The organism is Streptomyces sp. NPDC058620 (genome assembly GCF_042717135.1).
Lineage (GTDB): Bacteria > Actinomycetota > Actinomycetes > Streptomycetales > Streptomycetaceae > Streptomyces.
In genome coordinates this window covers 1-4303 of record NZ_JBHXQO010000123.1, presented here as the reverse complement: position 1 = coordinate 4303, position 4303 = coordinate 1, and the positions used below count along the sequence as shown (strand labels likewise).

Genomic DNA, 4303 nt, shown 5'->3' with positions numbered 1-4303 from the left:
GTGATCTTGGTCGTGAACCCGTCTACCAGGAGCTTTCTTCATGCCCGCCGCCGGGGCTGCCAGCCCAACCACCCGTCAGGTTGGAAAAGGCTCACTGTCATGAGAGCCACCGCAGGTTTCTGAACCCTCTGCAGACGCGGGCGGGCGTGAGTTTGTTCGGCGGGGCCGGCTTCTCCCAGGGCCGCCGGAGGTCGGTGGCCAGCGGGCGGGCCAGCCGGAGCTGGGCGTAGGCCGCGACCACCAGCCACGTCCATCGGTCGGCCGCTTCTGAGCTGCGGAGCCGGGGCTTGGTCCACCCGAGTGTCTGCTTGAGCAGGCGAAACGTGTGCTCCAGATCGAAGCGGCGGAGGAAGGACTGCCAGCAGCGATCTAAATCGTCGGCCGTGGCGGCGGTTTCCGACCACCACAGCCAGACGGGCTTGCTCACCCCGCCGCTGGGCAGCTTCTCGACGACCAGGCGGACGATCGTGCCTTCGATGATGGGCAGTGGTCCGTAGTGGTCGAGCCAGGCTGCCCGGCGGGTCAACCTGGGGTGCAGCCGGTCCCATGCCTGCGCTGTCGCCTTTCCGTAGAGGCGGGTGTCCGTGGTGGTCAATGCCTGCTCGGTGCCCCAGGTGCCAGGATCGCCGAAGACGAACTCTCCGCCGCGCTTGGGCGGTCGACCGCCCTTCGGGTCGTAGACGGGTGGCGGTGTCGGGCGCCGCATCACGCGGTCGGAACGGAGACGACCGAGGACCTGCACGGGCAGGCCGTCGAGCAGGTAGGCGATGCGGGGTGCGTCGTGGCCGGCGTCCATCACCACCAGAATCTCTGGGTCACCCTGATGCCACTGGCCGACGTCGACGAGCCGCTCCACGACCTCGCGGATCTGGAGCGTGGTGACCGCGGCAACGTCCGCCCCGGGCTCTAGGAGGGAATCTTCGGTTGTGAGGCTTCACCAGTTTCGACAATCAGGGACAACCTGCGCCTCAGCATGGACCGCCACACGCCGTGAGGCGTACGCAAACGACCAGGGTGCTGCCGCTTCGCTGGTCGCGGTGACAGTCCGCACGACCCGGCAAAAGTCAGATCGGGATCCGGCCCAGTGGATGCCGCCGGCCCTGGACGCGCAGTGCCGGTACGTGGGGGAGTGGGTAGCGACCAAGCTCCGCTGGCAGCTGACCGCTGACACCACGGAGCTGGACGCGCTAAAGGTATTCGCCGAAGGGCCGTGCGAGGACATGATCGTTCCATACACCCCCGTGGCGTAACAGGCCCTTGAGCTGAACCGGCATCGGTAGCGGCCCTGAAACCGGCTCGAAGCACACGCATCGGCGGGCGCCCACGTTCTATGGACGCCCGCCGATATGTGCGCTTCGAGGCTCGACCACATCAGCGTCTACCCACCAGCACCAGCAGGGTCGGTCACCCGGTCGACCCGCTTTCCGCCTGCATCGGCTACAAGGAAATGACAGTCCGGCCCGGGCGCCTCCGAGGGTACCGACGGGAGCGGTCAGCCCGAGGAAGGGGGGACCGCTTCGTTGAGCTCATCGGCAATACGAACGCAGGACACGTCCTCACCGTGTGACGTCAAGTTCACGGAAACCGAAGGCGTGCCAACAGCCTCATAGACAATGGTGAAACACTGCTTGACCGTGCTCAGGGACGGGGACAACAGCATGGCCGCAGGTTCGTACGGTTGCGTGAACTGCACGACTTCGGTCGCCATCGATTCCGTCCTGACGTACGCGTAGAGCAGTGACATGCCGCCAGTTCTCGTGCGTTCGTCCTCCTCCAATTTGGCCTCCACGGTCTGCCGGTCCCTGAGCAGGGCCCCCGACCGCTCGGCCATCAAGTCGGCGTGACGCTTGGCATAGTCCTCGGTCTTACGGAACGCTGCCTCCTTCCGACGTGATTCTGTGACCTGCTGGGAAATGAACAGCGTGACCACGCTCAGTAGCACTATGCCGACGAGCGCGCCGAGGGCTTTCGCCCACGGCGCGCTCCGGCCGCGTGGACCGCTAGTGCTGTGACCAGGAAGGTTCGCCGGGAAGGTGTGTTCGTTCCATCCCGCGGTCGGGGCATTCGGAGGCCAGGTGTCCCGCAGGGGTCGGTGTGGCCGGTTGCTGCGGGACCACATGGTTTTCAGCGGGGCTGATAGTTGAGAGTTCCGAGGGGCCAGTTCGTGGACAGCCAGGTCGTGACGGCCGCTTGCGAGGGCGCGTCCAGCTCGGCTCTGTCGGCACGGACCCAGGAGCGGACGTCGGTGTCATGGTCATCGTTGCGGGAGGGGTAGATATAGACGCAACCGATCACCTCGCCACTAGCGGTCCCGATGACGGTGTAGGTGAATCCGCGGCGCTGAGCGAAGTCGTCCGCGTGACGCTGCAGGTCGACGAGGTTCGCCTCCAGGGCCATCCCGTCCGCAGGAGGCCATCCTCGGTCGTGGAAGCCCGAGGTCGCACGGATGTGCTCGATGCTGCTGGTCCAGGCGGCGTGGTCGGCGGCGTTGTGCTGGGGCCCCAGAGGCTCCAGACGGAACTGCGGGGTGATCAGGTCCGCGGGGACGACGAAGTCGTCGGGGACGAGGGCATGGTCAGGCATGGGGCCGAGGCTATGAGGCAGGGCTCACGGGTTGCACCTGGATTGATCACGCCGCTCGGGCGGCGGGACGGCCCCACCGGATGCCCTTCTCGCTGCGGATGCGGGCGCGTTCCCTGCGCTGGGCGGCCAGGATGTCGGGGTGGCGGGCGTTGGTATTGCGCCAGCGCAGGTAGCGGTGCAGGGCCCGGGTCTGACGGTGTGGTTGGGATGGTTGGAGTTCGCCAGGGTGAATTGCCGCAGGGGCCCGAAGTGCGCCTCGATCGGGTTGGCCCAGGAGGCGTTGGTGGGGGTGAAGCACAGCTCTACCCGGTGCTTGCGTGCCCAAGTGCGGATCTTGGTGCCCTTGTGTGCGGACAGGTTGTCCATGATCACGTAGATGGGGGCGCCGTCGGGCCGGGCGGCACGGATCGTCTTCAGCGCGGCCAGAGATTGAGCGGCGCCCTTGTGGCGACGGTTCACCCCCCACAGCGTGTCGTCGCCGACTGAGTAGCAGCCGTGGAAGTAGGTCACTCCATGGGTGCGGTGGTAGGTCGCCGGAATCCGGTCGGGCCGACTCTGTTCTGCCCAGCAGGAGCCTGCGGTGGGGCGGACACCAAGCGGCCCGAACTCATCGAACGCGAAAACGCGATCGGGTAAGTTCTCCAGGACGTACTCGATGCGGTCCAGCTTGGTGTCGCGCTCGGGGTCGGTGGACTCCTTCCACGTCTTGGTGCGCTGGAAGGTGATGCCGTGTCGGGCCAGTAGGCAGCGCAGGGCCTCGCGGCCGATAAGGATCATCCGACCGTGGACCCTGCGCAGGTAGGCGCAGAGTTTGCGGATCGACCAGCGGGTGAACGGCTGGCCGAGCTTGGCCGGGCGTGTGGTGGCCGTCGCGACGACGAAGTCCTCGTCGTCAGCGTTGAGCAGGCGGGGACGGCCTCCCGCCCACCGAGGGTCCAGGCATGCCAGGCCGATCTCGTTGAAGCGGTGGATGACGTCCCGGACGGTGTCCTCATCGGCCGCGACTAACTTGGCGATGACCGGGACCCGATTCCCGCCGGCCGAAGCCAGCAGCATCATCGCGCGCCGGTAGCGCACGGAACTGGTACTGCCTCGCCGCACGATCTGCTGCAGCCGCTGCCCCTCTTGATCCGTCAGTCGGCGAACTTTGACCGGCTCTGCCACCACGTCTCCGCACACTGGATGGGATGTCCGCCCCCATCCAATCGGCCCCAGCCGCAACGCGGACCAGAACCCGGTGAACCTACGCGGTCAGAGCACTAGACACTCGTGTCCTTCATCTCAAGTAGAGCGTCTGTCACGGCTTGCTCAGCGCCCGAACGAGGGCTGCGGCGTAGGCCGTGGTGCCGACGGTGCTTGGGTGGTAGCTCTCGCGGCTGATGCACCAACTGGAACCCAGGCACGGGAAGTCTCCCTCACCTTGCTGTCCGGTTACGAGCTTGTGGATTCCTTCAGGGTCGTCGCAAGCCCGCCGCCCTTCAAAGTCCGCGTCAGGCGACTCGAAGACCACCCGCACGCCAGTCTGCTGCAGATCGGCCACCATCGCGGCTTGCTTGTCCTTCATGTAGCGGGCCATGGAGTTCAGGCGAATCATGCCTGCTCCGCCCACTCCGCTGACACAGAAGGAGCCTTTTCCAACCTGACGGGTGGTTGGGCTGGCAGCCCCGGCGGCGGGCATGAAGAAAGCTCCTGGTAGACGGGTTCACGACCAAGATCACCA

Annotated in this window: 3 protein-coding genes and 3 pseudogenes; 1 reads left to right on the top strand and 5 read right to left on the bottom strand. The window is 66.3% G+C overall.

Annotated elements, in window-relative coordinates; all coding sequences use genetic code 11:
• Window positions 1-109: 109 nt before the first annotated feature.
• Window positions 110-910: pseudogene (locus tag ACFWSK_RS37395) on the bottom strand (transposase); the annotation flags it as partial.
• 55 nt (window positions 911-965) lie between these two features.
• Here ACFWSK_RS37395 and ACFWSK_RS37390 point away from each other — a divergent pair.
• Window positions 966-1250: pseudogene (locus ACFWSK_RS37390) on the top strand (HNH endonuclease); the annotation flags it as partial.
• Between the two features lie 242 nt (window positions 1251-1492).
• Here the strand turns inward: ACFWSK_RS37390 and ACFWSK_RS37385 are convergent.
• The 4 genes and pseudogenes from ACFWSK_RS37385 to ACFWSK_RS37370 all read right to left on the bottom strand — a co-directional run bounded on the left by ACFWSK_RS37385 (window position 1493) and on the right by ACFWSK_RS37370 (window position 4177).
• A complete protein-coding gene (locus ACFWSK_RS37385) occupies window positions 1493-1930 on the bottom strand; it encodes a hypothetical protein (RefSeq protein WP_383796549.1) in 438 nt (145 codons plus the stop codon).
• Between the two features lie 194 nt (window positions 1931-2124).
• Window positions 2125-2583: a GNAT family N-acetyltransferase gene (locus ACFWSK_RS37380; RefSeq protein ID WP_383796546.1), complete on the bottom strand. Its 459-nt coding sequence runs from the start codon at window positions 2581-2583 to the stop codon at window positions 2125-2127.
• Window positions 2584-2629: 46 nt separating this feature from the next.
• Window positions 2630-3747: pseudogene (locus ACFWSK_RS37375) on the bottom strand (IS630 family transposase).
• A gap of 133 nt (window positions 3748-3880) precedes the next feature.
• Window positions 3881-4177, bottom strand: a complete 297-nt coding sequence (locus tag ACFWSK_RS37370) for a hypothetical protein (RefSeq protein WP_383796543.1) — start codon at window positions 4175-4177, stop codon at window positions 3881-3883.
• Window positions 4178-4303: the final 126 nt, after the last annotated feature.